Source organism: Brachybacterium sp. GCM10030267 (assembly GCF_042666875.1).
Classification (GTDB): domain Bacteria; phylum Actinomycetota; class Actinomycetes; order Actinomycetales; family Dermabacteraceae; genus Brachybacterium.
Genome location: NZ_JBHTCX010000017.1, coordinates 175,051 through 199,966, shown reverse-complemented (window position 1 = coordinate 199,966; position 24,916 = coordinate 175,051). Strand labels below are relative to the sequence as shown.

The window sequence follows — 24,916 nt, the reverse complement described above, 5'->3', positions numbered from 1 at the left end:
ATGGGGCGACCATACCGCCTCGCCCCGGGCCCGGTGGGCGGCGCGCCGGGGCGTCAGGGCTCAGGCGGCCCGCACGGGGGCGCCGGTGCGCAGCTGGGAGACGATCGGGCAGTCCATCGGGTCGGCGTAGCCCAGCCCCACCCGGTTGAGGTACCGGATGATGATCCCGTAGGACGTCACGAGGTCCGTCTCGGTGTAGGGGATGTTCTTCTCGGCGCAGAACTCCTTGACCAGCGGGCGCACCTTGCGCAGGTTCGAGCTGGGCATCCGCGGGAACAGATGGTGCTCGACCTGGAGGTTCAGGCCGCCCATCGCCCAGTCCATGGGCCGGCCACCGGTGATGTTGCGCGAGGTGAGCACCTGACGCCGGAGGTAGTCGACCTCGAGGTCCTCCGGCAGCAGTGCCATGCCCTTGTGGTTGGGGGCGAAGGAGCCGCCCATGTAGATGCCGAACACGGCGAACTGGACGCCGAGGAAGGCGAGCGCCCACAGCGGGCCCATCGCGGCGACGGCGAGGGCGGGGAATCCGATCAGACGGATGGCGACCAGCAGGCCCTCGGCGACGCGGTGCTTCATCTTTCTGTTCTTCACCACCGAGGAGATGGCCTCGAAGTGCAGCACGAAGGCGAACAGGCTCAGCATCGGGATGAAGGCCCAGCCCTGGCGCTTGGCGAGCCAGCCCATGAAGCCGGTGCGCCCCTTCTCGTCACCGGGGACGAACACCAGCACGCCGCCGGCGATGTCGCCGTCCTTGCCGATGGTGTTGGGGTGAGCGTGGTGTTTGTTGTGCTTGCGGGTCCACCAGGCGAGGCTCAGCCCCACCACCAGGTTGCCCACGATCCGTGAGAACCACTCGTTGCGGCGGCCCGAGGCGAACACCTGCTGGTGGGCGCTGTCGTGGGCGAGGAACGCGGCCTGGGTGAACAGGATCCCGAATACGCCGCCGATGGCCAGCTGCCACGGCGAGGAGCCGAGGGCGAACATCGCGGCGGTGGCACCGAGGAACGCGAGGGCGAGAGAGGCGGTGCGCACCATGTAGGTGCCCACCCGTCGGCCCATGAGCCCGGCGGCCTTGGCGCGCTCGGAGAGCTCGAAGTAGTCGCGGTTGGGCGGTGTGGACCGCGCGCCGGTGGGGCGCGGTGCGGCGGTGGTCGTCATGCCCTCGACGCTAGAGGTCGCCAGGTCGGTTCCGCGTCCCTCCGGGGAGCGAACCTCGACCCCCTACCGGGGTAGGGGATCGGCGATGGGGATCCTGGCCACCACGGTGAACCCGCCGTCGGCGGTGGGGCCCGCCTCGACGGTGCCGCCGAGGGCGGTGACGCGTTCCCGGGTGCCCGCCAGGCCCAGTCCGGAGCCGGGGATGGGCTCGTGCCCGGCGTCGGCGGCGCGGTTGGAGACCTCGACGTCCAGGGAGGCGCCGGTGGCCACTACCCGCACCTGGATCGCGGCGCCGCGCGCATGGCGCAGCGCATTGCTCAGGGCCTCCTGCACGACGCGGTAGGCCGTCAGCCCCACCGTGGGCGGAACCTCCGTCTCGTCGATGTCATCGAGGTCGACGTCGATCGCGGCCCCGGAGGCGCGGCTGGCCTCGGCCAGCTGCTCGATGTCCGCCAGGCCCGGCATGGGGACCTCGTCGAGGGAGTCGTCGGTGCGCAGGGTCGCCAGCAGTGAGCGCATCTCACCGAGTGCCTGCCGGGAGGAGGCGGCGATGTCCTCGAACTCCTGCTCGGCCTGCGCATCCAGGCCCGTGAGTCGGAACTTCGCGGTGCCGGCCTGCACGGTGATCACCGACATCGAATGGGCGACGACGTCGTGGAGCTCGCGGGCGATGCGGCTGCGCTCCTCCAGCTCGAACCGGCGCCGGACCTCCTCGGCGCTGACGGTCTGGGCCTGCTCGACGCGGCCGCTGATCAGCACCCACTGGCGCACGGTCAGCCCGAGCAGCACCACGCCGCCGCTGATGGCCACCAGCACCACGCCGTTGGTCATCACCCCGCGCAGCGTCCCGCTCGGCATCGAGGCCGGATCGGTCTCCAGCAGTGCCCCGAGGGTCAGTGCGGCCCCGGCGGACCAGGCAGAGACCGCCCAGAACCAGCGGTGGAAGACCGCCAGCACGGCGAGGACGAGGCAGTGTGCCAGCAGCGCGGTCACGGGCCACGGCCAGGGGGCCAGCGTCTGCTCGCCGGCGGTGATCAGGATCGTGGCCAGCGCGGCGAGGACCCCCAGGGACAGGCCCGCCCAGTTCCAGCGCACCGCCAGCAGGGCAGCGACGCTGTGGGCCACGGTCACGACCATCGCCAGGGCCGGATGGACGTGGTAGAGGGTGGCGGTCACGGGCCAGCCCACGACGACCAGGACGAAGCCGATGAAGGCGATGGTCATGCGGGTCCAGGCGTTCTCCCGCAGCCGTTCGTCGGCATCCGATCCGACCGTCGCCGGGGCCTCTCCGCTGCGACGGGCCCCCGGCACGGCACCACCCAGCAGGGCGGCAGTGACCGCGACGTCCAGCAGTGCCAGGGCATGCACGATGGCGGGGAACGTCAGAGCGAGCAGGAGGCCGACGACCAGGGCCACCGCCCACCCGCCGGGCAGGTCCTGGCCGGGGACGTCGCCGCTGCCGGGCGGCAGGAGCCGTCCCCACGCCCATGAGGTGAGGCCCGCCACCGCACCGACCGCCCAGAGCACCGTGGTCCCCACCGTCAATACGCGCACCGGCAGCGCGATCAGTGCCTCGAAGGCAAGGTCGAGCCAGCGACGGGAGTCGGTGATCAGACGGAGCACCCCGGCGACGCCCCGTCCGCGGGGGCGGTAGCGCGGGGGAGTGACGTCGACTCCCCAGAGGGCGAGCCGCCAGCGGTCCAGACTCGCGCAGACCGAGGCGAGGGTGAGCGTCACCGGGAACAGCAGCACGCCCACCCAGACGATCGCCAGGACCGAGGAGACGGCCATCAGCGGGGTCAGCATGGCCACGGCGACCAGGGTCAGCGGCAGGCCCGGCAGGACCAGGGCCAGGTCATGGCCGAGGCGGCCCAATACGCGGCGGTCAGGGACCAGCAGCATGGGGCGCTCCTCCCGGGAAGCTGGGATACGGTGACCGCATGACCGACCCCGCCGAGCCGGCCTCCGCGATCCGTGTGCTGATCGTCGACGACCAGTCGATGATCCGCGGTGGCTTCGAGGCCCTGCTGAACGCCCAGGAGGGGATCGAGGTCGTCGGCACCGCGGCGGACGGCGCCGGCATCACCGGCATGGTCGAGGAGGTCCGGCCCCACGTGGTGCTCATGGACATCCGCATGCCGAACGTGGGCGGGCTGGACGCGACCCGGGCGGTGCTCGAGATGCCCGGCACGCCACCGAAGATCATCATGCTGACCACCTTCGATGCCGACGAGTACGTGTTCGCCGCCCTGCGGGCGGGAGCGAGCGGATTCCTGCACAAGGATTCCACACCCGATGAGCTCGTCCACGCGGTGCGGGTGGTCGCCGCCGGTGAGGCACTGCTGGCACCGCGCGTGACGCGCACGCTGATCGCGGACTTCGTCTCCCGACCGGAGCAGTCCGCGCGCCCGGACGTGAGCCTGGCGGCCCTGACCGAGCGGGAGCTGGACGTGCTGCGGCTGGTGGCCCGGGGACGATCGAACCGCGAGATCGCCGACGAGCTGTACATGGCCGAGCAGACCGTCAAGACCCATGTCTCCCGGATGCTGGGCAAGCTGAGTCTGCGCGACCGCACCCAGCTGGTGGTCGCCGCGTACGAGGCCGGGCTGGTCCGCGCGGGCGAGTGACCGTCCGGGAGCGACCGTCCGGGAGTGGCCGGGAACCGCGCCGAACCGCGGCACCTGTCACATCAAGGCGGCCGCGACCAGGGCAGCCGCGCCCGCGAGGCACAGCGCGGCGACCACCAGCAGGAGCACGCCGATCCAGGCGCCGGAGCGCCGAGCCGCCGGAGAAGGCGGCTGCGCGGTCGCGGGCCCGGACGGCGCAGCCTGCACCGGATGCGGCGGCAGGTATGACTGGGGATTGCGCCGCGTCGGATCGTGCATGAACTCCTCGGTGGAGTCCTGCCGCGCTCGCGGGCTCGGGCTCGGGCTCGGGTCGGAGGAGAGAGTCGGGTTCGGGGCGGACCGCGCCGTGATCCGTTCGTGCAGCCCGGGGGCCAGCCCGGCGAGGCTCTCCGGGCCATCCAGCGGCACCTCGGGCAGGTGGCCGGCCTCGACCTGATCGGCGACCACGAAGCGCTCGCCGGTGGCCGTGCGGGACCACTGCGCGGGGGGAGCGGACGGCGGGACGATGGCGTCCCGGGCCTGCACGGCCGCCGGGCGCCGGGTGGGGTCCGCGTCGAGCATGGCGCACAGCAGCTCCCCCAGCGGACCGGCCGCAGGATCGGCGCTGCCGGCGAGGGCGCGGGCGGCTCGGTCCGGAAGGGATGCCACGTCGACCCGCTGCCGGGGCGGCAACGGGTCGAGGGCCTCCAGGGCGCAGGCCGCTGCCGCCCAGACGTCCTGCGCCGCTGAGCTCGCCTCGCCCGTGAGCACTTCGGGTGCCATGAATCCCGGGGTGCCGTGCACGAGTCCCGTCTCCGTCAGCCGCACGTCCGACTCGTGCAGCGCGATACCGAAGTCGGCCAGGAGAAGGTGCGGTGCCGCATCCCCCGTGCGGTCCAGCAGCAGGTTCGCGGGTTTCACGTCCCGATGGACCCATGAGGAGTCGTGCATCGCCGCGAGGGCGTCGAGCAGCTGCCGCAGCAGGTGAGCGACCAGCGAAGGGGCCAGAGCGCCGTGGTCGGCCAGCGCCCCGGCGAGGGTGCCGCCGTGGACCAGGGGCATCACCAGCACGACGGTGTCGTCCTCGGCGACCCACGTGTAGGGCGGGAGCAGGTGGGGATGCTTGCCGAGGCCCTGGGCGGTGCCGACGGTCTGCTCGCGCACGAAGCGCAGCACCTCGGCGCCGTCCCGCTGGCGCATGACCTTCGCTGCGCAGATCGCCCCGTAGCGGCGGTCGATGGCGCGCCACAGCGACCCGGAGGCGCCGCGGGCGAGAGGATCGAGCAGCTCGATGCGGCCTGCGATGACATCGGACATGATGGTGGTCATGCTAGAGCACTCCCCGCGAGCGTCCGCCCCGGCCCCGGCGGCGCTGATCGTGGCACTGGCCATGGCGCTCGTGCTGCTCGGTGCGGCGCCGGCCGCGCTCGCCGATCCCTCGGACGAGCCGACCCCGCCGGAGCACGCCTATTCGGCCGACGGGCAGGACGTCCAGGGAGGGGCCTCCCTCGCCCAGGCCACGACGGTGTCTCCCGGGATCCATCGCGATTCCTTCGAGCGCGGCGCCGAGAGCACCTCCGAGGACGGGACCGTGAAGTACTACCGGGTGGCCGTCGAGGACGGCGAGCGCGTGCATGCGGCCGCGACCATCGCGGCGCCGCCCTACCCGGATGGCCGGCCCGAGGACGACGAGGGACTGGGCCTGGCCATCGGCTTCCGCACCGCGGGAGGCGATACCTGTACCAGCGACGACGACTTCGCCGGGGAGGACATGACCGGGGACGGACCGGTGACGGCCTGGGCCGTCTCCGAGGCGGTCGGTCCCGACGGCTGCTCCGGCGAGGAGCTCTTCCTGCGGGTCGCCCGGCAGGGATCACGGGCGGCCGACGAGCCGCTTCCCGTGGAGATCCAGGTCGCGATCCAGCCGCCCGGGATCGGCGGCGGCGCACCCGCGGTGGACGAGGAGGTCGAGGACGACGGCGCGTCCCCCGTCTCTCCCGTCGACGACCAGCCGATCGAGCTGGGGCGGTCCTTCGCCGCTGCCACCCCGCTCGAGCCCGGCTCCCACGTGGTCGAGCTCGTTCCCGGGGAGACCGGAATGGTCTCGACACAGGTCCGCGAGGGTCAGCGTCTGCGCTGGCGCACGGAGGTCACCGCACAGCCCGACGGCGGCAAGGACGTCCTCGCGCTGCGGACCTTCAACGCCGCGCGTGAACAGGTGACGGTGGGCGGCGGCTCCTGGACGGCCTACGACGGCGACCCGATCGCCGGGGGCGGCATGGCCGCCCCGGTGGATCTGGGCAATCGCAGCTCGGAGCTGCGCGCGGTGCAATCCGCCTGGCTGCCGGGGACCCACACGATCCAGCTCCAGCGGCTGCAGCTTCCGGCCGACGCGGAACCCGGCGCGGAGGAGCCGCTGAGGCTGATCCTCACCCTCGAGGTCGAGGGAGAGGTCGCGCCCGACGCCGTCGAGGGCACCGTGCTCGAACTGGGCGAGACCACCTCGCAGCGTGACGGACTGTTCGGGTCCGCCGGCGGCCTCGGACGCGTCGCCATGTTCGTGGGCGCCGGCCTACTGACGGTGACGGCACTGGTGACCGGCGTGGCCGGCATCCTGGTGCTGCGCCTGCGCAGTCGCTGAACCGCGCAGTCGCCGAACCGCGCAGTCGCCGACCCCGTTCAGCCCGCCCAGGCCCTCCACAGCCGGGCGTACTCGCCGCCCCGCGCCACCAGCTCCTCGTGGCTGCCCTGCTCGACCACCCGGCCGTCGGCCATCATCAGGATCCGGTCGGCGACCATCGCCTGGGACAGGCGGTGGGCCACGATGATCGTGGTGCGGCCCCGGGCCACCTCGAGCGCCGCCCGTTCCAGCACCCGGGCGCCGGAGGAGCCTTCGTCGGCCGTGGCCTCGTCGAGCACCAGCACGGCGGGGTCCTGCAGCGAGATGCGGGCCAGGGCCAGCTGCTGGGCCTGCTCCGCGGTGAGGCGCTCACCCTTCTCCCCGACCTCGGTGTCCAGGCCGTGGGGAAGGCGCTGCGCCCAGATCCAGGCGTCCACGCGGTGCAGCGCCTCCCACAGCTCCTCGTCGCTCGCCCCGGGCCGCGCCAGTCGCAGGTCCTCGCGGAGCGTGCCGCGGAAGACGTGCACGTCCTGGCTGACGATCGAGGCGTGGCTGCGCACCGCGTCGATGTCGGCCCGGGCGAGGTCGGCGCCGCCGTGCAGCACCGTGCCGTGGCGGGGGACCAGGGTGCCGGCGAGGATCGCCGCGAGCGTCGACTTGCCCGCCCCGGAGGCTCCCACCAGGGAGACCACCTCACCCGGGGCGATGTCGAGGTCGATCGGATGCAGCACGGTCCGCTCCCGGCCCTCGTCGTCGGTGCCGTAGGCGTGGGAGACCTGCTCGAGGCGGATCGAGGCGTCCTGGGGGCGTTCCTCGCCCGGGGAGGCGGCGGGGTCGATCGAGGAGATCACCCCGACCATGCGCGACAGGCTCGCGACGGCGGACTGCACCTCGTCGAGGTTGAAGATGACCGCCATCATCGGCCAGAACAGGCTGACCAGGTAGATGCCGGCGGCGGTGACCACGCCGATCGGCGCTCCGGCCACGTGCACAATCACGAATCCGAGCCCGAGCACCAGCAGCAGGGCCAGGTTCTCCGGGATGGCGATGAAGGCCACCAGGCGGCTGACCAGGAACATCACCCTCATGTTCAGCACCGAGGCGGTCTCCGAGAGCACCGCGACGTGCCGGGTCTCGCGGCGCTCGATGCCGTAGGCGTGCACCGTGGGGATGCCGTGGATCGCGGAGAGCAGCCCCTGGGCGCGGGCGCCCATCGCGATCCGCTCGCGACGGTACAGGGGTGCGGTGCGCCGCAGATACCACAGCGCCGCCAGCGCGTACATCGGCACCACCAGCACCACCAGGATCAGCAGCCACGGGGACAGGGTCGCCATGCCGACCATGGTCACCATCACGTAGAAGCCCATCTGGATCAGTGAGGGCACCAGGTTGTTCACGGCACGCGCGGCCACGTCGACGTCGTCGGCGACCCGGGAGAGGGCGTCGCCGATGCCGGAGCGCTCCATGGTGTGCGCGGGCAGGTCCAGGGCGCGGTCGATGACGTCCTCGCGCATCCCGGCCAGGATCCGCTGTCCGAGCGCCGAGACCATCGACCAGCCGGCGGCGGCCAGCACCGCCTGGATGATGCCGACGCCGAGAACCTGCGCGCCGAGCCACCATGCCGCGGCGGGGTCCCCGCCGCCCGCGACGACGTCGACCGCCGCGCCGATCAGCCGCGGCAGGATCGCCGCCGCGATGGCGCCGCCGATCGTCACCGCCGCGGTGGCCAGCGCGGCCAGACGGTGCTCGCGGAGCCTGCCGAGCATGAACCGCGTCGCCTGGCCGGCGCCCGCGATCGGCAGCAGCTGGGCGTGCTCGGCGAGCTGGTGCTGGGCGGTGGCGTCATCGCCCAGGACCTCGTCCACCGGGCGCGTCCAGTCGAGGTCGTGCGTCGGCGTGCCGCGCCTCGTGGTCGCGCTCATCGCTGCACCATCTCCCGGTAGTCGTCACGGTCCATGAGCTCGAGGTGCTCGCCCTCGGCGACCACCTCCCCGGCGCGCACGTACACCACGCGGTCCGCCTCCCGCAGCAGAGCGGGGGAGCGGGCGAGCACCAGCGTCGCCCGGTCGCTGCGGCGGCGGGCGGCGACCAGGGCCTCGGCGATGTGCTGCTCGGTGACGGCGTCGACCGCGGTGGTGGGGTCCTGCAGCACGAGGACGGGGGTATCGGCCGCGACGGCGCGCGCGAGGGCGATGCGCTGGCGCTGGCCGCCGGAGAGGTTGGAGCCACGATCGAGGATGCGCGACTCGTACCCGTCGGGCAGGATCCGCAGCAGGTCCTCGGCGCCGGCGGCATGCAGGGCGGCATCCGCCCAGGAGTCGTCGCTGCCGTCGGTCGCGGCGGTCTCCGGGGCGCGGGTGGCCAGCTGCTCGCGCAGCGTCCCGTCGAACAGATCCACCACGTGCGGCTCCACCAGCAGGTCCGCTCGCAGGCTCGCGCGCTGCTCCGGGACGATCGGGCGCTCGCCCAGGGACGCCTGGAGGCCGTCCCCGTCGCCGAGTCCGCTGACGGCGTCGATGATGGCGTCGGCATCGGCCACGTCGGCGCAGGCGACCGCGACGAACGTGCCGTCGGGCACGGAGATGTCGAGGCTGCGGCCATGGCCCCGGTCGCGGATGTGCAGACCGCCGGCCGCGCCGCGCCGTTCCCGGCGGGCGGCGGTGCCCTCGCCGCGGTCATCGCGCCCGACCGAGAGAGCTCTGAGCGTCAGAGCGGGATCGTCGACCTCGCGGCCGAGGTCGGCGAACAGGTCACGGACACGACGGGCGGATGTCGACATGCTCGCCCACCACACCGGCATCCCGGAGAGCCCCTGCAGCGACCCCATGACCTGGCGCGCGACGCCGACCACGGCGATCAGGGCGCCGATGCCCAGGTCACCCTGCAGCCCGCGGACGGTGGCGATGACGACGACGGCGGCCAGCATCGCCCCGGTGACCAGCGTGGTCAGGCCCGAGGAGAGACCCGAGTAGCGGGCGTTGACCAGCGCCGCCTCCAGCGCCACGCGGGAGCGGCGGCGGTAGTGGGCGCGGGCCCGGGACTGCACGCCCAGGCCCTGCAGCACCCGCAGTCCGTGCACCAGGTCGGTGGCGGTCGCGGCGGCCTCGGCGGCCTGGGTCTGCTGGGCGTCGTAGCGCTGGGAGAGCGTCGGGGTGATCACGCGGATCACGACCACCATCACCACGATCCCGATCAGCATGGCCGCTCCCAGCCACACGTCCTGGAAGCCCATCCACACGGTGGCCCCGAGGATCACCATGCCGGCGGGGAATCCCCACGGCAGCAGGTCCAGCACGTCGGAGGCCTTGTCGGCGTCGGACGTCGCGATCGAGAGCACCTCGCCGGCCGGGCGCCGGATCCGCCGGGAGGCCGGGTCCAGCACCGCGCCGGTCAGGCCCACGCGCAGACGGTGGCGCTCGTACATGCAGGCCTTCTGGCTCGCCAGGAACGTGTAGATCCACAGCAGCATCCCGCCCAGGCGCACCGCGATGATCCCGAGCGCTCCGAGCAGGGTGAAGGCCAGGTTCCCGCCGACGATGCCGCGGTCGATGACCACGCCGAGCAGGATCGGCAGCAGCATCTCGGCGCCCTCGGAGATCGTCGCCAGCGGCAGCACCTTCGCGAGCATCCGGCGATGGTTGCGCAGGATCGAGGCCATCACCCCGGGGCGTCGTGCGGCCGGGGCGGCAGGGCTGCGGGCAGGGGGAGCTGCGGCGGAGGTCTCCGCCGTCGACGAGGTCACGGACACCTGATAGATCCAACCCCGGCGACGCCGCAGGTGCAACGTCTTTTCCGCAGCGACTTTCCGCGGCGACGGCCCGCAGTGACAGAATGAGCGGCATCACCCCCGAGCACGAGGAGCTGTCATGTCTGCCCGCACCGTCGAGCTGTTCGTCGATCCTGCCTGCCCCTACGCCTGGATGACCAGCCGCTGGCTGCTGGGCGCCGCCGAGGTCCGCGAGGTCACCCCGAAGTTCTCGGTGATGTCCCTCTACGTGCTCAACGAGGGCCGCGACCTCGATCCCGACTACCGCCGCAGCACGGATCAGAACTGGGCTCCCGCGCGCCTGGCCATCGAGATCTCCCGCATGCACGGGGACGAGGCCTTCGCCCGCTGGTACACCGCCTGGGGCGAGCGGTTCCACGTCGGCGGCGACAAGGACCGTCGGGCGGTGGCCGAGCAGGCGCTGGAGGCCGCTGAGCTGCCGGCCTCGCTGATGGACGTGTTCGACCCGGTTGCCGACGACGAGACCGACACCGCGCTGCGCGCCTCCCACGAGCGAGCCATCTCCATGGTCGGCCAGGACGTCGGCACCCCGGTGATCTCCTTCGGCGAGGGCACCGCGTACTTCGGCCCCGTCGTCTCCCCGGCCCCGAAGGGCGAGGATGCCGGCCGTCTGCTGGACGCGATGGCGACCATGGCCACGCTCGAGGGCTTCTACGAGCTCAAGCGCACCCGCAGCGGCGGCGTCGACTTCAGCTGAACCGAACCGGACCGAACCGGACCGAACCGGACCGGCCTGACCCAGAGAGGCACATCCACCCCCATGCGCGTGCACATCGGCACCGACCACGCCGGCTTCGAGCTGAAGAACCGCCTGATCGCGGCGTTGCAGGACAAGGGCCACGAGGTCACCGACCACGGTGCCCACGAGTACGACGCCCTGGACGACTACCCGCCGTTCTGCACCGACGTCGGCGAGGCCGTGGTCGCCGATCCCGGCTCCCTCGGGATCGTCATCGGCGGTTCCGGCAACGGTGAGCAGATCGCCGCGAACAAGGTCACCGGGGTGCGTGCCGCCCTGGTCTGGAACGAGGACACCGCGCGCCTCGCCCGCCAGCACAACGACGCCAACGTGATCTCCGTCGGCGCTCGCCAGCACACCGAGCCCGAGCTGGAGGCGCTGATCGACCTGTTCCTGGCCGAGCCGTTCTCCGGCGAGGAGCGTCACCAGCGCCGTATCGACCTGGTCGCCCGCTACGAGGAGACCGGCGGCTACGGCGATCCCGCCGGCGTCGCCGCCCCCTCGGCGCCGTAGTGCCGGAGGGGCACACCGTCCACCGGCTCGCCGCGGCGCTGAGCCGCGGCTTCGGGGGCGAGAGGGTGCGCATCTCGAGCCCGCAGGGCCGCTTCGCGGAGGCGGCGCAGGTCGACGGCATGGTGCTGCTGGCCGCCGAAGCGGCCGGCAAGCACCTGTTCCTGGCACTGGCGCCCTCGGCGGACGTGGACCCGGGCTCGCCGATGGTCCGGCACATCCACGTCCACCTCGGCCTGTACGGCTCCTGGACCTTCGCCGGCGATCCCGGCTTCGCCGACGCCCACGCGATCGGCGCACCGCGCGTGCGCCTGGGCGAGCAGGAGGAGGAGCTGGGGGACGACGGCGTGCTGGACTGGCGGCGCCTGGTCCCGCGGCCGACGGTGCGGCTGCGCCTGGTCGGCGCTCGCGGGCTCGCCGAGCTGACCGGTCCCACCGCCTGCGAGGTGCTCGACGGGCCCGGCCGGCAGGCCGTCCTGGACCGGCTCGGCCCGGACCCGCTGCGACCGGACGCGAACGGCAGCGGCGGCGGCGACCGGCGCCGGTTCGTGGAGGCCGTGCGCCGCTCCCGCACGGCCATCGGGACGCAGCTGATGGACCAGAAGGTCGTGGCGGGCATCGGCAACATCTACCGCGCCGAGCTGCTGTTCCGGGCGCGCCTGGACCCGTTCGTGCCCGGCCGGGATCTCAGCGCCGGCATGCTCGATCAGATGTGGACCGACCTGGCCGCGCTGATGGCCTACGGGGCGCGCACCGGACGGATCGTCACCACCCAGCCCGAGCACCGCGACCTCGAGGCCCGCATCGTCGAACGCTCCCGCGGCACCCGCCAGAACGGCGACGAGGACCCCTCCGTGGTGCCGCGCGAGAAGTCCTTCTACGTCTATCACCGCCAGAGCCTGCCCTGCCGGCTGTGCGGGACCACCATCCGCTCGCGCGACCTCGCCGCCCGCACCGTGTTCTGGTGCCCGAGGTGCCAGAGCGTGCGCAGCCGCCGGGCGGCCTGGACGCGCGAGCACCCCGCGGCAGAATGGGCGCTGTGAGCTCTGCGTCCGCCCCTCCGCCCCTGCCTCTGAACGCCTCCGGCCACCTGCCCGTGGGCGACGGGCACGAGATCTGGTGGGAGGAGAGCGGCACACCCGACGGCGTGCCCGTGCTCTACCTCCACGGCGGCCCGGGGAGCGGACTGAGTCCCGGGTACCGCCGCAGCGCTCCCTCTGATCGCTGCCGGATCGTCGGCCTCTCCCAGCGGGGCGCCGGGGCCTCGACCCCGTCGGCCGGAGCCCCCGGTCCCGTCGACCTCGGTGCGAACACCACCGCGCACCTGGTCGCCGACATCGAGGCACTCCGCGAGCACCTCGGCATCGACGCCTGGATCGTCGAGGGCGTCTCGTGGGGCAGCACGCTCGCCCTCGCCTACGCCCAGGCGCATCCGGACCGGGTGCTCGGAGTGGTCCTCTTCGCCGTCACCAGCACCTCGCGGCGCGAGGTCGACTGGATCACCGAAGGGATCGGATCCGTGTTCCCCGAGGCCTGGGATCGGTTCGCCGGCTTCGCCGAGACGCACGGCGACTTCGATCGACGCGACACCTCACCGGCGCGGGTGCGACTGGTCGAGGCCTACCGTCGTCTGCTCCTGGGCGATGATCCCGATCTCGTCGACGCCGCGGCCGAGGCCTGGATGACCTGGGAGGACGAGCACATCCGCATCGGCACCGGCTCCACCGAGATCGCGACTCCGCCCGCGGATCTCACCGACGAGCAGCGACGTGAGCGCCGTACCTTCGCCCGCCTCGTCACCCACTACTGGGCTCACGACGGGTTCGTGGCCGACTGGGCCGCGCGCTGGGGCGGCGTGCCGGGTGCCGGCCTGCTGGGCGGTATGGGCCGCCTGGCCGGCGTCCCGGGCGTGCTGATCCACGGCCGACGCGACGTCTCCGGCCCCGCCGTGACCGCCTGGGAGCTGCATCGTGCCTGGCCGGGCAGCGAACTGGTGATCATCGAGGACGAGGGCCACGGTGGGCCGCGGATGGTCGAGCAGTGGCGGGCCGCCGTCGCGCGGCTGGCGGCGACGGCGGGAACGCCGCAAGCTCCCGAGCAGTAATGTGGTGACCATGCCTGAACCCGTGATCCACCCAGCGGCGTCGGCTCCGGACCCGGAGACCGGCGCCGTGCTGCGACGCTCCGTCGTGCCCGACATCGACCCCCGCACGCTCTACCTGCTCGCGAAGCTCCGCCAGGACGTCTTCACCATGGAGCAGAAGGCCACCGACCCGGACCTCGACGGTCGCGACCTCGAGGCCACGACCACCCTGCTGTGGATCGAGGTGCCCGGGCCGGAGGCCGAGGCCGCCGGGCTGGAGCGCGAACCCGCCGCGCACATCCGCGTCCTCCACGAACCCGGCGGCGTGCTGCGCATCGGCCGGCTCGCCGTGCGGGCCGCGAACCGTCGCGACGGCTTCGGGCGCCGCATCATGCGCGCGGCGCTGGACGTGGCCCGCGAGCAGGCGCCGCAGGCCGAGGTGCACATCGACGCCCAGGCCTACCTCGAGACGTGGTACCAGTCGATGGGCTACGAGACCGTCGGCGGCCTGTTCATGGAGGCAGGCATCGAGCACGTGCCGATGGTCTACCGCCATCCGGCGGACTGATCAGTCCTCGCGTCGGGCCGCGTGCTCCTCGATCAGGGTGATTATCTCGCCGCGCTCGAAGAACCGGGCCGTCTCCAGCGCGTCCGGGGAGCCCAGGCCCGGGTCCGCCCCGGCCTCCAGTAGTGCCACGGCGACGTCCGTGTAGCCCTTGAACGCGGCCCCGGCCAGCGGGGACTGACGGCGGTCGTTCAGCAGGTCGACGTCGGCCCCGCGGGCGGCGAGCTCACGCACCAGCTCGGCGTGGCCGTGGTAGGCGGCGAGCATGAGGGCGCTGTTGCCGGAGGCGTCGCGCAGGTTGGCGGGGGCGCCCCGGTCGATCAGCGGCAGCAGGCCGTCACCGTCCCCGCGACGAGCGGCGTCGAGCATCGAGTTGGCCAGGGCGATCACCTCCTCGTCCTCGGAGGCGGGCACGTCGGGCCGGATGGAGGGCTGGGGCTGGATGTCGTCGTTCACGGTGCCAGGCTAGACCAGCAGCTCCGCGATCGCGGGCCAGATCAGCAGCGCCACCGCGATCGCCGCGCCGAGCACGTCGGCCGGTCCGAACCGGCTGGGTTCGGCCCAGGTGCGCCGCGTCGCGGTCGCGAAGCCGCGGGCATCCATCGCCAGCGCCTGCTGCTCGGCGCTGCGCAGGGTGTCGACCAGCAGGGCGAGCGTCGCCCCGGCCAGCAGCCGCGGCGAGGCGGCCGTGCCCAGCCCGCGCTGGATCCGGGTGCGCAGGATGATCTCCCACTGCCGCCCGAGGTGCCCGACTCGCACCAGCGCGACCACGGAGGCCGCGACCGGCCTGGCGGGCAGTCTCAGCCGGCCTCCGAGGGCGTCGCCGAGGGCGGTCACGTCCACGCTGCCCAGGGCCAGTACCCCCGGCGCGACGAACATCATGATCCGGGCCGCCTCCTTCAGCCCCAGCAGCCAGGCGTCCCCGGACAGCGCGGGCGCGTCCCCGAGCAGGGCGGTGGTCCAGGCCAGCCCGGCGGCCGAGAGCAGGATCGGGGTCAGCCGCAGCGCCGCGCCGCGCAGCGTGCGCACCGCCAGTGGGCCCAGCAGCACGAGCGGCAGCAGCGCGAGCAGTCCGCCCTGCCAGGTCTGGACCGCGAACGAGCCGATGGCGGCGAGGATGCCGATCAGGCAGAGGGTCAGCGGGTTCAGGGCGTCGGCCGGGATCCGGCGGCGCGGCGGGGGAGGATCCCCGTGCCCTGAATCCGGCAGCTCGATCCGGTGATCGGCCCGGGCGATGAGCTCGGGGTCGTGGGTCGCGGCCAGCACCGAGCAGCCGCGCGCGGCGGCCTCCTCGAGCAGGTCCAGCACGGCGCCGCGGCGGCGCGCGTCCAGCCCGACCGTCGGCTCGTCGAGGACCAGCAGGTCGGGCTGCTGGGCGAGGGCGGCCGCGAGTGCGGTGCGGCGCTGCTCCCCGCCGGAGAGCCGGTAGGGGTTGGCCCCGGCGAGATGGGCGAGGCCTGCGCGCTCGAGGAGCTCGTCCGCGAGGTGCTCGTCGTCGGCCCACGGAGAGGCCAGCAGCTCCTCGCGCACGGTGGCGGCGACGAACGAGTGCTCCGGATCCTGGGGGACGACGGCGATGCGCTCGCGATCCGGGCGCCGGACGGTGCCGGTCGCGGGGCGCATCGCCCCCAGCAGGGCGCGGACGACGGTCGTCTTGCCGGCGCCGCTGGGCCCGGTCAGCACCGTCAGCTGCCCGGCCCGCGCCTCGAGGCCGACGGGGATCGTGACGCCCCGGCGCGGCACGGTGACCTCCTCGAGGGAGGCGACCACCGTCCCGGGATCGCTCCCGCTCGGACGCCGCGGAGACGGGCCGGCATCCGGCGGCGCCTCCCGCCGCGCCAGCACTCCGGCCTCCTCGAGCAGATCGCTCTGGGCGGCCAGCACCGTCCGCGGGTCCCCGTCGGCGAGGACCCGGGCCTGCTCGCCGAGGACCACCAGGCGGTCCACGTGATCCAGCCAGGGCTCGATCCGGTGCTCCGCGACGACCAGGGTGCGGCCCTCGGCGCTGGCCAGGATCGCCGAGCGCACCTGCTGGGCGGTCTCGGCGTCGAGCATGCTCGTGGGTTCGTCCAGCAGCAGCATGTCCGGGCCGAGCGCGAGGGCGCCGGCCAGGGCGACGCGCTGCTGCTGCCCGCCGGAGGCCTCCAGCGGGCCGCGCGACGGCTCCAGGTCCACCTGCGCGGCATCCAGCGCCGCCGCGGCGCGCCGGTGGACCTCCGGCCGGGGCAGGGCCGCGTTCTCGGGCCCGAAGGCGGCATCGCGGCCCACGGTCGCGGCCACCAGCGCGTGCGCGGGATTCTGCAGCAGCAGGCCGCGCTCTCCGGGCCGGGACGAGACCGCCATGTGCCCCGAGAGCTCGCCGGCCTCCTCATCGAGAAGACCGGCGAGGGCGCGCAGCACCGTCGATTTCCCGCTGCCGCTCGCGCCGGCGAGCAGCACGCGCTGACCGGCGGGGATGCTCAGGTCGAGGTCGGCGACCGTCGGCTCCCGCCGCGAGTTCGGGCGCCAGCTGAGCCGGGACAGCGCAAGCGCGGCCCCGGCGGCGGATTCCCTGGTTCTCACGCCGCAGTCCTCACGCCGCGGCGGCGCGGGCGTGCTCCCGTCCCGCGGCGAGCGAATCCACCGCGCCGGTGGCCACCAGGGCACGGGTCGCGGCCCAGCCCAGGCCGCCGCCCAGCGCGGCGCCGGAGACGAGGAAGAACCCGAGCAGGATGAGGGCGAAGGGCCAGCTCATCTCGGGGTAGTAGGCGAAGCGCTCCCAGATCCATTCCAGGCCGCCGGCGAGGACTCCGCCGAGGACGGCCACCGGGAGCGTGAAGCGGCGGTACGCGGTCAGCGCGACGGCGAGCTCGACGCCGCCGCCCTGCAGCAGGCCGGAGACCACGGTGCCCCAGCCCCACTGGCCGCCCAGCAGCATCTCGAGGCATGCCGCGATCATCTCGGCCAGCAGCGCCGCGCCGGGCTTGCGGACGATCAGGGCGGCGAGGACGGCGGGCAGGAACCAGATGCCCACCAGCAGACCCTCGGCGGGGCGGAACGCCATCGTCAGCGGGCTGATCAGGGTGTAGAGCTGGCCGTACCCCAGGAACGCGACGCCGAAGGCTGCCCCGATCATGACGGTGACCAGCAGATCAATGGTGCGAAAGCGTGTCATCACTTCTCCTTCCTCTCACGGAAGGGGCGCACGGCATCATCGATGCCGCACGGATATCCCGACTCCCTACGCCGGTGTGAACCGGATCAGGTTCGAGGGTCTGCGCAGGTTCGCGCACTCTCAGCACCCCGTTGGTGCTCCCCTGTCAGTGGATGACCGGCACTCAGGATACTCCCTCGGCGGTGGCGTCAGCGCCGCGCCCGGATCGCCTGGTCGATGGCCGCGGCCGTCGCCTCGGGGTCCTCGGGCGTCAGCAGATACCCGGTGCCCTCGCGGCCGACGATCTCGACCATGGTCCCCGGCCGGGTGACGACCATGCGGTAGGACTGCCGCGTCTCACCGCCGGTCAGCAGCTTCCGGTCGCCGACGGGCCGCAGCTCCTCGGGCCGGGCGGGGATCACCATGCCGCGGCGCCATCCGTAGCCGCCGAGGCTTGCCCCGACGGCCGGCTGCGGCACGATGCGGTACTGGACGGTGCGGAAGCCGGCCAGCGGCCACGTCGGGCGCGGGAGGAAACCGCCGAGGCTCACCGTGAGGCCGCGGTCGTCGACGATGAAGCGCGTGTGCTGGCCCATCCAGGTCCACAGCGCCAGCAGTGCGAACACCCCGGCGGCCGGCGGCACGGCGGCCACGAGGCCGCGCTGGGCCAGCACCAGCGCCAGGACCGCACCGAACAGCAGGGTCAGGGCGATGCGGGTCCACCCGACCCAGGAGGGCCTGGTGGTGCCGACGTAGAACGGCGCCTCGGGCCTCACGGGATCCTCACCGTCGTGCTCACCAGATCGACACCCGCTCCTCGGGGGCGCGGTACATCCCGTCGCCCTCGCGCACGCCGAAGGCGCTGTGGAACTCGTCGAGATGGCCGGCGACCGTGTTGCAGCGGAACTCCATCGGCGCGTGCGGGTCCACCGCGAGCCGGCGGATCGCCTCCTGCGTGCGGTTCTTGCCCCGCCACACCGTCGCCCAGGACAGGAAGATGCGCTGCAGACCGGTGTACCCGTCCAGTTCGGCCGCGGCCCCCTCGGCGGACCTGCTGGCCAGGTATGCCTTCACGGCGATGGAGAGACCGCCGAGGTCGCCGATGTTCTCGCCGATGGTGAGGGCGCCGTTGACGCGGTGGGAGTCGTCGAGGTCGCGCGGGGAGAGCTCGGAGTACTGGGCGATGAGGGTGGCGGCGCGGTCGTCGAAGGCCTGACGGTCCTCGGCCGTCCACCAGGTGACCAGGTTGCCGTCCCCGTCGTACTTCGAGCCCTGGTCGTCGAAGCCGTGGCCGACCTCGTGGCCGATGACCGCGCCGATGCCGCCGAAGTTCACGGCGTCCTCCGCCTCGCCGTCGAAGAACGGCGGCTGCAGGATGGCGGCGGGGAAGACGATCTCGTTGCGCCCGGGGTTGTAGTAGGCGTTGACCGTCTGCGGCGTCATGTGCCACTCGGTCTCGTCGATGGGGCCGCCGACCTTGGCGTACTCGTAGTCGGCGTCGAAGCGGCGTGCGGCGCGCGCGGTGGCGACCAGGTCGCCGGGGACCACCTCGAGCCCGTCGTACTCGCGCCAGCGCTCGGGGTAGCCGATCTTGGGGGTGAACTTCTCGAGCTTGGCCAGCGCCTTCTCCCGGGTGGCCGGCGTCATCCACTCCAGGGTCCCGATCGAGCTGCGGTAGGCCTCCAGCAGAGCATCGACCAGGGCGGTCATGCGCTCCTTGTGGGCCGGCGGGAAGTGGCGGTCGACGTACTCGCGGCCGACGGCGAAGCCCACGGCGCCCTCGACGAAAGCGACGCCGCGCTTCCAGCGCTCGCGCAGCTCCTCGGCGCCGGAGAGCACCTTCCCGAAGAAGGCGAAGTCCTCCTCGACGATGGCCGCGGGCAGGTAGGGGGCGTACGAGGAGACGGCGTGGAGGGCCAGCCAGGTGCGCAGCACGGCGAGGTCCTCGCCGGCCAGCAGCTCGGCAGCGGCGGAGACGAACTCGGGCTGGCCGACCGAGACCACGTCGAAGACCGATTCCGGGGCGCCGGTGCCCTCGATGTAGGCGGTCCAGGGGAAGGCCGGGGCCAGCTCGCGGCGCTGCGCCTCGTCCATCGGGTTGTAGGACTTCTCGCGGTCGCGCAGGCGCACGACGTCGACGTGGCATCCGGCCAGGCGGGTCTCGAAGTCCATCACCGCGGTGGCCTGTGCGTCCGCATCGCCCTCGACCAGGCCCTCGCGGCCGGGCAGGCCGGTCAGGCGGGCGAGAGCGGCCAGGTGCTCGGTGTAGGCCTCGCGGATCTGCCCGTAGTGCTCCTCGCGGTAGTAGGACTCATCGGGCAGGCCGAGCCCGCCCTGATGCAGTTTGACCTGGTAGCTGGAGGAATCGTGGTCGTCGGTCCACACGTAGGCCAGCAGGGCGCTCGCGCCCGAATCCGGGGCGGCCATGGTGCGGGTGATGGCCTCGAGGTCGTCGGCCGCGGTGATGGCGCTCAGCATGTCCTCGAGGGGCGCGGTACCGGCCGCCTCGATCGCCTCGGTGTCCATGAACATGCGGTACAGCGCGCCGACGCGGCCGCGGTCGGTGACGGGTGCTCCCTCGGCGGCCCCGTCCCCGGTCCCCGCCGCCTGCTCGACCTCTGCCGCCGCCTGCTCGACGATCTCCCGCACCCGCTCCTCGGAGAGGTCGCGCAGCTGATGGAAGGCTCCGTCGCTGGAGCGGTCCGCCGGGATCCGGTGCTCGCGCAGCCATCGCCCGTTGACGTGGCCGAAGAGGTCGTCCTGGAGGCGGATGCCCGGATCGACCTGGTCGAGGACGAGGCCGGAGTTCACGGTGGTCTCGGACGAGGGGGCAGTGGTCATCATCGCTCCTGCGGGATCGGACGGAGGGGACAGGTGTGGGGGGGTGCGCCGTCAGGGGGTCGCCAGACCCAGCGAGGCGAGGGCGAGGGTCAGCAGGCCGATCACGAGCGGGGCGTACGCCCAGGGGGACCGGGAGCGCTGCGCCGGCGGCCGGCGCTGGATGACCAGGGTGGACAGGCCCGAGCCGACGGAGAGGACCGCGGTGCCGATGGCGAGGACCGGGGACATGATCACCAGGGCGGTCGCTCCCACCTGGAAGGCCACGGTGCCGATCACGTCCAGCAGCCGCATGATCACGGTGGAGCGGGCGCCGACGCGTCCTGCGAGCAGCGTCGAGACGGCGTCCTCGGACCATTGCGAGGGGCGCGCGATGCGGCGACGGGTCGCGACCGTCTGCACCGTGGCCAGGGCCAGCCACACGATGGCCGCGCCCGCGCCGACCCACACGCCGAGCTCGGCGCGGATGTCCGCCGGCCACAGCAGCATCGCCAGCAGCACCGCGGCCACGCGCAGCACCTCCTCGATCGTGCTGCGCACCGCGAGCAGCCCTGGGTTCACGGCCAGCTGCCGGCGGGTGCGCGCGACGAACAGGCTGGTCGCGACCAGGGCGAGCAGGTGCGAGGCGCCCAGGGCGACGCCCAGCAGGAGCACCACGGGGCTGGTGGGGGCCAGCGGCAGGATCGCCAGCAGCAGGACCACCCCGAGCACGGGGATGATCAGGGCGAGGATCGAGTAGCCCTGGACCAGGCCGCGCACCAGGTCGGCGCCTGTGGGCGGGTGGTCGTGGCCGGTGTGGTCGTGCGGGTCGGCGCAGGCCTGCTCCGCGGGCTGGCCCGTGGTGCCGGGGCGGCCGGAGGTGTCGGTCATGGAACTCCTTCGAAGTCCCTCTCAGGGTAGCGGGGCTCAGGAACCATTCCGGTCGGTGTGGAACGATGTGAGCGTGAGGACCGACGCTGCAGAGACCAGGGGACCAGGGCTGACCCCGGTGCAGCGCCAGCGCGCCATCGGTTCCGTGGTGGCGGCGGCCACGGGAGACGCTCTCGGCGCCCCGTACGAGTTCCACGCTCCGGTGGTGGCCTCCGAGGACATCGGCATGATCGGTGGCGGAGTGCTGGGCTGGCAACCGGGGGAGTGGACCGACGACACGTCCATGGCGATCGTGGTGCTGGAGGCCGCGATCTCCGCGCCGGACGGGCACGATCTGCGCATCGAATCCGCTCAAGATCACATCGCCCGCGAGTGGTACTCCTGGTCGCTGGGCACACCGGATATCGGCACGCTCACCTCGACGGTGGTGCGTCGCGCCGCGGACCTGGCGTGGGCGGACGGTCACTACGCGCCCAGGGCGGCGGACTTCCGCGCCGCGGCGGCCGGTGCGCACGAGGAGCTTCCGGCCAATGCCGGCAACGGGTCGCTGATGCGCACCCACGTCGCGGTCCTGCCCTACCTGCTCTCGTCCGACGACGACGTGGCCGACGCGATCGACGTGGTGTGCCGGCTCACACACGTCCATCCCGATGCCACCGAGGCCTGCATGCTGTGGGGCTTCGCGGTGCGCCACGCGATCCTCACCGGGGAGCTCGACGTGCGCCGCGGCCTGTCCCGGCTGGACGACGAGCGCCGGGCGCTGTGGATCGACCGCATCGAGGAGGCCGAGGCCGGGACCCCCGTCTCGTTCCGGCGCAACGGTTGGGTCGTCGGCGCGTTCCAGGCGGCGTGGTCCGCGATCACCGTGGTCAGCCCGATCCCGCAGGGCAAGTTCGACCAGCGCGACGCCATGGTCGCCGCCCTGGATGCGGCGGCCCGCGCCGGGTACGACACGGACACCGTCGCCTGCATCACCGGCGCCCTGCTCGGGGCCGCGCTGGGGCCGAAGTCGGCGCCGCCGGAATGGCGGCGCATGCTCTTCGGCTGGCCCGGCTACGAGGTCGACGAACTGATCGGCCTGGTCGACCAGGTGCTCGAGCCGATGCTCGCCCCTGCCGGCGAGGAGAACTGATCGTGTCGGAGCGAGGCTGGGATCTGCGCATCCTCAGCTGGAACCTGTGGGAGCTCCGGGGCGACCTGCGGGCCGCGATCGAGACGATCGTCGACCTCGAGCCCGACGTGCTGCTGATGCAGGAAGCGCCGCGGTTCGTGCTGCCGACGGCGCGGCTGGCCTGGTTCGCCGGGCAGACCGGACTGCGCGTCCTGGTCGGCGGCGCGGGCGGCCGGGGGCTGGCGATCCTGGCGAGCGACGAGATCGCCCGGCAGGTGATCCGGCGCGGCGCCCATCCCGTCGCCCAGCGGCTGAGCGACCTGAACTCGACCTACCCGCGTGGGGTGGCCGCCGTGCGGCTCTCGGTGCCCGGTGGCGGCGCGGTCGTCGTCTCCTCCACGCATCTCGCGCTGCAGGAGGAGAACCGCATCGCCCACGCCGAGCACCTCAGCGCGCTGGTGCGCGGGGCGGGCGCGCCGGTGATCGTCGGCGGGGATCTGAACGAGACGGCCGACGGTGCGGCCCGCCGCCTCCTCGCGCCGGTGCTGGAGGACCCTGCGGAGCCCTCGGAGCTCACCTTCCCGGCGGCCCGTCCTCTCCGACGGATCGACGCGGTGATGACCACGCCCGCGGTGCAGGTGCGCCGAGCCGGGGCGGTCACCTCGACGCAGCGGGTCCCCGCGGAGCGTCTGGCCGGCGCCTCTGACCATCTGCCGACGCTGCTGGACGTGACGGTCCGGGGCTGAGCGGCCGGGGGTCGCTGCGCCGATCCCGATCACCGCACCGGGTGCAGACCCGTCCGCAGCGCGATGAGGTCGTCCTGGCCGCCGACATGACGGATCGCCACGCCGTTCTCGTCCCGGCCGACCACGGTGAGCTGGGTGCGGTAGGCGTCGATCGCGCGATGCACGGCAGCGCCCGTCCCGGGATGCTCCCGCCAGGAGATCCCGGTCTTCTCACCATCGGTCTCCTCACCAGCGGACTCCTCACCGGCGGGCCGCTCACCGCTGGCGACCTCCACGAACGGGATCCCCGTGCGCCGGCAGGCCTCGAGCGTCACGTGGTGGGCGTGGACGTGGTCGGGGTGCCCGTACGAGCCGTCGTCGTCGTACCCGATCACCACATCGGGACGGACGTGCTCGAGGAGGGCCACCAGATCGGTCACCGCGTCCTCGAGGGGGCGATGCGTGAAGCTCGTCGGCCCCGCCGTGTCGGACGGGCCGGCGAGCCCGTCACGCACCCACTGCATCCCCGAGTCGCGATACCTGCGTGGTGCGGCACCGGCGGCGAGGGCCGGAGCCGTGCCGAGCATGTGCCGTTCGGCGACGCCGAGCGCGTTCGTGGCGGCGTCGATCTCCGTCTGACGGATCTCTTCGAGGGAACGGGGATCGTCCGCGGCGACGGAGCCCGGCACGATCTCGCCCTCCTCGCCGCGGGTCGCGGTCACCAGCACCACCCGGGTGCCGGCGGCGGCGAGGGAGGCGATCAGGGCGCCGCTCGAGAGGGACTCGTCGTCCGGGTGGGCGTGGACGGCGAGCACGGTCCCGGCCTCGTCGAGGAGCTGCCACGGATCCCGCGTCATGCCGACTCCCCGCCGGAGGGATGATGATCCGCGCCGTCGCGGCCGACGATGCGCGCGTACAGCGCCGCCAGGGCCTGGGCCCCGCTCTCCCAGGTCCGGGTGGCCGCGAAGTCGCGAGCGGACCGCACGGCGTTCGCATATCCGTCGGCGTCGCCGAGCAGTGACTGCACGGCCTCCGCCCAGACATCGGGATCCCGGCTGCTCAGCACCACGCCGCCGGGGCCGACGGCTTCCTGGACCCCGCCTGCACAGCGCCAGGCGACGACCGGGGTCCCGCTGGCCTGCGCCTCGAGGGCGACCAGCCCGAAGGTCTCGGACCAGCTCGTCAGCAGCAGCGCGCCGGCACAGCGCATCGCCTCGGCCAGCTCGTCGCGACCCATCGACCCGGCGAACTCCACGCGGTCGGTGACACCGAGCTCCTCCGCACGGTTCTCGAGCTCGCTGAGGTACTCCTCGAAGTCCTGGGAGGCACCCCCGGCGAGGACGAGGCGCGCATCGAGCGCGGGGTCGAGGTGCGCGAGCACCTCGAGGGCGTGATCGGGTGCCTTGAGCGGCTGCAGGCGTCCGGTGAACAGCAGCGTCGGACAGTGGCGCCGCTCCTCCAGCGAGGAGCACGGACGGAAACGATCCACGTCCACGCCCGGCCGGATCACGGCGAGCCGGTCCCCGGTGACGCCGTAGCGCTCGCCGATGGTGCGTGCTTCCGCTTCGGAGACGGAGACGACGAGGTCCGAGCCGTCGGCGACGAAGCGCTCACCCGGGATGCGGCCTGCGGATTCCGCGGGCTCCCCGGCGTCGAGGCTCTCGGCGTCCTCGGGGGCCGCCACGGAGTGGAAGGACTGCAGGTGCGGCACGCCCAGCTCGCGCGCGACGGGCAGGGCGGCGACCCCGCTGAACCAGTGATGGGAGTGGACGAGGTCCCAGGTCCCGGTGGCGAGGCTCCGGTGCAGGGCGTCCCGGAAGGGGGCGATCGCCTGCTCCATGTCGCTCTTGGCGAGGGGAGCGGCCGGGCCGGCGTCGAGATGGTGCAGCCGGACGCCGTCGGCGACCTCGATCACGGCCGGGGCCTCCGGGTCGCTGCGGCGGGTGAAGAGGTCGACCTGGTGGCCGAGGCGCGCGAGCGCCAGCGCCTGTTCGAGGACGACGACATTCATCCCCCCGGCATCGGCACCACCGGGATCCTCCAGAGGCGAGGTGTGCAGAGAGATCGCGGCGACGCGCAGCGGAGCGACAGGCATGCCAGCCATCCTAAGCGGCGGAAAGAATAGGCCGTTGTTCGCCCATGACGAAACAAAGGGCGTCCTGGGTCACGGG

At 73.2% G+C, this 24,916-nt stretch carries 22 protein-coding genes and 1 riboswitch; of the genes, 9 read left to right on the top strand and 13 right to left on the bottom strand.

The window, feature by feature from the left end:
* Positions 1-60: 60 nt before the first annotated feature.
* Positions 61-1,158 (bottom strand): fatty acid desaturase family protein, encoded by a 1,098-nt coding sequence (locus ACFQS2_RS15485; RefSeq protein ID WP_377794338.1) that lies wholly within the window; start codon positions 1,156-1,158, stop codon positions 61-63.
* A 63-nt stretch (positions 1,159-1,221) separates the two neighbouring features.
* Entirely contained in the window at positions 1,222-3,060 is a 1,839-nt protein-coding gene (locus tag ACFQS2_RS15480) for a sensor histidine kinase (protein WP_377794337.1), read from the bottom strand.
* Between the two features lie 38 nt (positions 3,061-3,098).
* Between ACFQS2_RS15480 and ACFQS2_RS15475 the strand changes: the two genes are divergently transcribed.
* Positions 3,099-3,785, top strand: a complete 687-nt coding sequence (locus ACFQS2_RS15475; protein ID WP_377019106.1) for a response regulator — start codon at positions 3,099-3,101, stop codon at positions 3,783-3,785.
* Between the two features lie 57 nt (positions 3,786-3,842).
* Here the strand turns inward: ACFQS2_RS15475 and ACFQS2_RS15470 are convergent, their stop codons facing one another.
* Entirely contained in the window at positions 3,843-5,093 is a 1,251-nt protein-coding gene (locus tag ACFQS2_RS15470; protein ID WP_377794336.1) for a protein kinase, read from the bottom strand.
* Between ACFQS2_RS15470 and ACFQS2_RS15465 the strand changes: the two genes are divergently transcribed.
* Complete coding sequence (locus tag ACFQS2_RS15465; protein WP_377794335.1) at positions 5,092-6,405, top strand: hypothetical protein; 1,314 nt, start codon at positions 5,092-5,094, stop codon at positions 6,403-6,405. The genes ACFQS2_RS15470 and ACFQS2_RS15465 overlap by 2 nt on opposite strands.
* 38 nt (positions 6,406-6,443) lie before the next feature.
* On the opposite strand, the gene ACFQS2_RS15460 is transcribed toward ACFQS2_RS15465, so the two are convergent.
* On the bottom strand, positions 6,444-8,306 hold the full coding sequence (locus ACFQS2_RS15460; protein WP_377794334.1) for an ABC transporter ATP-binding protein: 1,863 nt from the start codon (positions 8,304-8,306) through the stop codon (positions 6,444-6,446).
* Positions 8,303-10,126 (bottom strand): ABC transporter transmembrane domain-containing protein, encoded by a 1,824-nt coding sequence (locus ACFQS2_RS15455; RefSeq protein WP_377794333.1) that lies wholly within the window; start codon positions 10,124-10,126, stop codon positions 8,303-8,305. The genes ACFQS2_RS15460 and ACFQS2_RS15455 overlap by 4 nt, the downstream gene beginning before the upstream one ends.
* A 124-nt stretch (positions 10,127-10,250) precedes the next feature.
* Here ACFQS2_RS15455 and ACFQS2_RS15450 point away from each other — a divergent pair, with 124 nt between their 5' ends.
* The 5 genes from ACFQS2_RS15450 to ACFQS2_RS15430 all read left to right on the top strand — a co-directional run bounded on the left by ACFQS2_RS15450 (position 10,251) and on the right by ACFQS2_RS15430 (position 14,071).
* Positions 10,251-10,868, top strand: coding sequence for a disulfide bond formation protein DsbA (locus ACFQS2_RS15450; RefSeq protein WP_377794332.1), 618 nt, complete (start codon positions 10,251-10,253; stop codon positions 10,866-10,868).
* 63 nt (positions 10,869-10,931) lie between these two features.
* Entirely contained in the window at positions 10,932-11,423 is a 492-nt protein-coding gene (locus tag ACFQS2_RS15445) for a ribose-5-phosphate isomerase (protein ID WP_377794331.1), read from the top strand.
* Positions 11,423-12,463: an Fpg/Nei family DNA glycosylase gene (locus ACFQS2_RS15440; protein WP_377794330.1), complete on the top strand. Its 1,041-nt coding sequence runs from the start codon at positions 11,423-11,425 to the stop codon at positions 12,461-12,463. The genes ACFQS2_RS15445 and ACFQS2_RS15440 overlap by 1 nt, the downstream gene beginning before the upstream one ends.
* The gene (locus ACFQS2_RS15435) at positions 12,460-13,524 is read left to right on the top strand and encodes an alpha/beta fold hydrolase (protein WP_377794329.1); all 1,065 of its coding nucleotides are present in this window, start codon (positions 12,460-12,462) and stop codon (positions 13,522-13,524) included. Before ACFQS2_RS15440 ends, ACFQS2_RS15435 begins: the two co-directional genes overlap by 4 nt.
* A gap of 10 nt (positions 13,525-13,534) precedes the next feature.
* Positions 13,535-14,071 (top strand): GNAT family N-acetyltransferase, encoded by a 537-nt coding sequence (locus ACFQS2_RS15430; RefSeq protein WP_377019116.1) that lies wholly within the window; start codon positions 13,535-13,537, stop codon positions 14,069-14,071.
* On the opposite strand, the gene ACFQS2_RS15425 is transcribed toward ACFQS2_RS15430, so the two are convergent.
* The 6 genes from ACFQS2_RS15425 to ACFQS2_RS15400 form a co-directional block, all read right to left on the bottom strand.
* On the bottom strand, positions 14,072-14,524 hold the full coding sequence (locus ACFQS2_RS15425; RefSeq protein WP_377794328.1) for an ankyrin repeat domain-containing protein: 453 nt from the start codon (positions 14,522-14,524) through the stop codon (positions 14,072-14,074). It abuts the gene before it with no gap.
* A gap of 9 nt (positions 14,525-14,533) precedes the next feature.
* Entirely contained in the window at positions 14,534-16,630 is a 2,097-nt protein-coding gene (locus ACFQS2_RS15420; RefSeq protein WP_377794327.1) for an ATP-binding cassette domain-containing protein, read from the bottom strand.
* A gap of 10 nt (positions 16,631-16,640) precedes the next feature.
* Positions 16,641-17,222: an ECF transporter S component gene (locus ACFQS2_RS15415; protein WP_377019119.1), complete on the bottom strand. Its 582-nt coding sequence runs from the start codon at positions 17,220-17,222 to the stop codon at positions 16,641-16,643.
* Between the two features lie 46 nt (positions 17,223-17,268).
* A riboswitch (TPP riboswitch) is annotated at positions 17,269-17,376 on the bottom strand.
* A gap of 34 nt (positions 17,377-17,410) precedes the next feature.
* Positions 17,411-17,977 carry a glycosyltransferase gene (locus ACFQS2_RS15410; protein WP_377794325.1) on the bottom strand — a complete coding sequence of 189 codons (567 nt, stop codon included), beginning with the start codon at positions 17,975-17,977 and terminating at the stop codon, positions 17,411-17,413.
* Between the two features lie 19 nt (positions 17,978-17,996).
* Positions 17,997-20,042, bottom strand: coding sequence for a M13 family metallopeptidase (locus tag ACFQS2_RS15405; RefSeq protein ID WP_377794324.1), 2,046 nt, complete (start codon positions 20,040-20,042; stop codon positions 17,997-17,999).
* A gap of 51 nt (positions 20,043-20,093) precedes the next feature.
* Positions 20,094-20,909 carry a hypothetical protein gene (locus ACFQS2_RS15400; RefSeq protein ID WP_377019122.1) on the bottom strand — a complete coding sequence of 272 codons (816 nt, stop codon included), beginning with the start codon at positions 20,907-20,909 and terminating at the stop codon, positions 20,094-20,096.
* A gap of 73 nt (positions 20,910-20,982) precedes the next feature.
* Between ACFQS2_RS15400 and ACFQS2_RS15395 the strand changes: the two genes are divergently transcribed.
* Entirely contained in the window at positions 20,983-22,041 is a 1,059-nt protein-coding gene (locus tag ACFQS2_RS15395) for an ADP-ribosylglycohydrolase family protein (RefSeq protein ID WP_377794323.1), read from the top strand.
* Between the two features lie 2 nt (positions 22,042-22,043).
* Positions 22,044-22,766 (top strand): endonuclease/exonuclease/phosphatase family protein, encoded by a 723-nt coding sequence (locus ACFQS2_RS15390; protein WP_377019124.1) that lies wholly within the window; start codon positions 22,044-22,046, stop codon positions 22,764-22,766.
* A gap of 29 nt (positions 22,767-22,795) precedes the next feature.
* On the opposite strand, the gene ACFQS2_RS15385 is transcribed toward ACFQS2_RS15390, so the two are convergent.
* Together ACFQS2_RS15385 and ACFQS2_RS15380 are read right to left on the bottom strand one after the other, a co-directional pair.
* The gene (locus ACFQS2_RS15385) at positions 22,796-23,602 is read right to left on the bottom strand and encodes a PIG-L family deacetylase (RefSeq protein ID WP_377794322.1); all 807 of its coding nucleotides are present in this window, start codon (positions 23,600-23,602) and stop codon (positions 22,796-22,798) included.
* Positions 23,599-24,840 (bottom strand): glycosyltransferase, encoded by a 1,242-nt coding sequence (locus tag ACFQS2_RS15380; RefSeq protein ID WP_377794321.1) that lies wholly within the window; start codon positions 24,838-24,840, stop codon positions 23,599-23,601. Before ACFQS2_RS15380 ends, ACFQS2_RS15385 begins: the two co-directional genes overlap by 4 nt.
* Positions 24,841-24,916 lie beyond the last annotated feature (76 nt).

Bases quoted from the DNA above. Each gene is read 5' to 3' on its own strand.
- ACFQS2_RS15485 (WP_377794338.1), bottom strand. From the start codon at position 1,158: ATGACGACCACCGCCGCACCGCGCCCCACCGGCGCGCGGTCCACACCG.
- ACFQS2_RS15480 (WP_377794337.1), bottom strand. From the start codon at position 3,060: ATGCTGCTGGTCCCTGACCGCCGCGTATTGGGCCGCCTCGGCCATGAC.
- ACFQS2_RS15475 (WP_377019106.1), top strand. From the start codon at position 3,099: ATGACCGACCCCGCCGAGCCGGCCTCCGCGATCCGTGTGCTGATCGTC.
- ACFQS2_RS15465 (WP_377794335.1), top strand. From the start codon at position 5,092: ATGCTAGAGCACTCCCCGCGAGCGTCCGCCCCGGCCCCGGCGGCGCTG.
- ACFQS2_RS15470 (WP_377794336.1), bottom strand. From the start codon at position 5,093: ATGACCACCATCATGTCCGATGTCATCGCAGGCCGCATCGAGCTGCTC.
- ACFQS2_RS15460 (WP_377794334.1), bottom strand. From the start codon at position 8,306: ATGAGCGCGACCACGAGGCGCGGCACGCCGACGCACGACCTCGACTGG.
- ACFQS2_RS15450 (WP_377794332.1), top strand. From the start codon at position 10,251: ATGTCTGCCCGCACCGTCGAGCTGTTCGTCGATCCTGCCTGCCCCTAC.
- ACFQS2_RS15445 (WP_377794331.1), top strand. From the start codon at position 10,932: ATGCGCGTGCACATCGGCACCGACCACGCCGGCTTCGAGCTGAAGAAC.
- ACFQS2_RS15430 (WP_377019116.1), top strand. From the start codon at position 13,535: ATGCCTGAACCCGTGATCCACCCAGCGGCGTCGGCTCCGGACCCGGAG.
- ACFQS2_RS15415 (WP_377019119.1), bottom strand. From the start codon at position 17,222: ATGACACGCTTTCGCACCATTGATCTGCTGGTCACCGTCATGATCGGG.
- ACFQS2_RS15405 (WP_377794324.1), bottom strand. From the start codon at position 20,042: ATGACCACTGCCCCCTCGTCCGAGACCACCGTGAACTCCGGCCTCGTC.
- ACFQS2_RS15400 (WP_377019122.1), bottom strand. From the start codon at position 20,909: ATGACCGACACCTCCGGCCGCCCCGGCACCACGGGCCAGCCCGCGGAG.
- ACFQS2_RS15385 (WP_377794322.1), bottom strand. From the start codon at position 23,602: ATGACGCGGGATCCGTGGCAGCTCCTCGACGAGGCCGGGACCGTGCTC.
- ACFQS2_RS15380 (WP_377794321.1), bottom strand. From the start codon at position 24,840: ATGCCTGTCGCTCCGCTGCGCGTCGCCGCGATCTCTCTGCACACCTCG.